Origin of the sequence: Saliniramus sp., assembly GCF_035311605.1 — a bacterium.
GTDB lineage: Bacteria > Pseudomonadota > Alphaproteobacteria > Rhizobiales > Beijerinckiaceae > Saliniramus.
Genome location: NZ_DATGCW010000284.1, coordinates 1 through 2,508 on the forward strand (window position 1 = coordinate 1; position 2,508 = coordinate 2,508).

Annotated in this window: 2 protein-coding genes; both read right to left on the reverse strand. The window is 65.6% G+C overall.

Going from position 1 to position 2,508, the window contains the following annotated elements:
- Positions 1-1,199: dihydrolipoyl dehydrogenase (gene lpdA, locus VKP01_RS12835; RefSeq protein ID WP_324412884.1), on the reverse strand; the 1,199-nt coding region annotated here is incomplete at its 3' end.
- Between the two features lie 101 nt (positions 1,200-1,300).
- Positions 1,301-2,508 (reverse strand): 2-oxo acid dehydrogenase subunit E2 (locus VKP01_RS12840; RefSeq protein WP_324412886.1); only part of this gene is annotated, 1,208 nt, incomplete at its 5' end.

Here is a 2,508-nt window from a genome sequence, read left to right on the forward strand (position 1 = left end):
GCGATCGCCTTGCCGTTGCCCTGGAAGGGGAAGCGCCCGACCTTGAGCTCGTAGCCGGCCTCCTTCGCCTTGGCTTCGGTGAGGCCGACCGAGGCGATCTGCGGGTGGCAATAGGTGCAACCGGGGATCATTGCCTTGTCCATGGCGTGCGTGTGCAGACCCTTGATGGTCTCCACGCAAAGCACGCCCTCATGCTCGGCCTTGTGGGCCAGCATGGGCGGGCCGGCGACATCGCCGATGGCGTAGATGCCCGGCACATTGGTGCGACCGAGCCCGTCCGTGACGACACAACCGCGATCGATCTTCACGCCGAGCTTCTCCAGCCCCAGATTCTCGATATTGCCGACGACGCCGACTGCGGAAATCAGCTTCTCCGCCGTGATGGTCTGTTTGCCCTTGTCGTCCTCGATCGTGGCGGTGACGCTACCCTTGCCCTTCTCGACCTTGGAGACCTTGGCGCCGGTGAGGATCCTGATGCCCTGCTTCTCGAAGCGCTTGCGCGCATGGGCGGCGATCTCGGCATCCTCGACGGGCAGGATCTGCGGCAGCAGCTCGACCACCGTCACCTCGGCACCCATGGTGCGATAAAACGAGGCGAATTCGATGCCGATCGCGCCCGAACCCATCACGAGCACGGATTTCGGCATGGATTTGGGCACCATCGCCTCGAAATAGGTCCAGATCAGATCCTTGTCCGGCTCGATACCCGGCAGGACCCGCGGGCGGGCGCCGGTGGCGACGATGATGTGCTTGGCGCTGTAGGAGCCCGGGCCGAGTGCGCCCTTCGGCGCTTCCTTGGGCGGGCCCTCGACGGATTTCGTCGCCTTCTTGACGGTGACCTTGCCGGGCGCCTCGATCGCACCCTCACCCCAGATCACATCGACCTTGTTCTTCTTGAGCAGCATGCCGACGCCGCCATTGAGGCGCCCGGAAACGCCACGCGAGCGCTTCACCACCGCTTCCATATCGAAGGATACGTCCTTGGCGGACAGGCCGAAATCCTTGGCATGCTCGAAATAGTGGAAGATTTCGGCCGAGCGCAACAGCGCCTTGGTCGGGATGCAGCCCCAGTTCAGACAGATGCCGCCGAGATGCTCGCGATCGACGACCGCCGTCCTGAAGCCGAGCTGCGCCGCGCGGATCGCCGCGACATAGCCGCCGGGGCCGGCACCGAGGATGATGATATCGTAATCGGACATGCGCAAAACTCCCGTCGTGCCGGGCGCGCCGCACCGTCACGCAGCGGGCGCTCAGATCAAAGGAAAACCGCGACCGGGGGAGCCCCGGTCGCATCGGGCGCTCACACGAGCATACCCATCGGATTCTCGATCAGCCCCTTGAAGGACTGCAGCAATTCGGCGCCGAGCGCGCCGTCCACCACCCTGTGATCACAGGAGAGCGTGACGCTCATCGCCTGCACCACCGCCGGCGCGTCATCCTTGACAACGACACGCTTCTCGCCCGCGCCGACCGCGAGGATCGTCGCATGCGGCGGGTTGATCACGGCGGAGAATTCGCGGATGCCGAACATGCCCAGATTGGACACCGCTGTGGTGCCGCCCTGGTATTCTTCCGGCTTGAGCCGCTTGTTGCGCGCGCGGCCCGCGAGATCCTTCATCTGCGCCGAGATGGCCGAGAGCGACTTCGTCTCCGCTTCACGGATCACCGGCGTGAACAGGCCCCCGTCGATCGCCACGGCGACGCCGACATCGGAATGCCGGAAGCGCAGGATGCGATCCTCCGCCCAGACGGCGTTGGCATCGGGAACCTTCTGCAGCGAGAGCGCCAGCGCCTTGATGACGAAATCGTTGACCGAGAGCTTGTAGGCGGGCTTGCCGTCCTTGTCCTTGGTCGCGGCGTCGTTCAGCTGCTTGCGCAGGGCCATCAGCGCATCCAGCTCGATATCGAGCGTCAGATAGAAATGCGGGATGGTCTGCTTCGATTCGAGCAGGCGCTTGGCGATGGTCTTGCGCATGCCGTCGAGTTTGACTTCCTCGTAGGAATCCGCCGGATACATGGCCTTGACCTGATCCGCCGACATGCCCTGCGCCATCGCACCGGCAGGAGCCGCTGCCTTCGGCGCCTCGGGCTTCGCGGCGGGTGCCGCGGCCTCGGCCTTGCCGACGCCCTTTTCGATCGCGGCGCGGACATCGCGCTCGATGATGCGTCCGTGCGGGCCGGAGCCCTTCACCGCCTTCAGATCGAGCTCGGCATCCCTGGCGATGCGGCGCGCCAGCGGCGAGGCGAAGATACGCTCTCCGGAGCCGGTCTTGGAAACGGGCGGGGCCTTTGAGGGAGCCGGTGCAGCGTCCGACATGGCCGGGGGCGCAGCCGGGGCGTCCTTTTTCGATTCCGCCTTGGACTCGGCTTTGGGAGCCTCGTCATTCGGAGCCTCGTTCTGCGGCTTGGCCGGCGCGCCGCCGCCATCAGCGGGCACCTCGACCTTGGCCGGATCCTCGCCCTCCTCCGCGATCAGCGCGATGAGGTCGTTGACAGGGACATCGGACG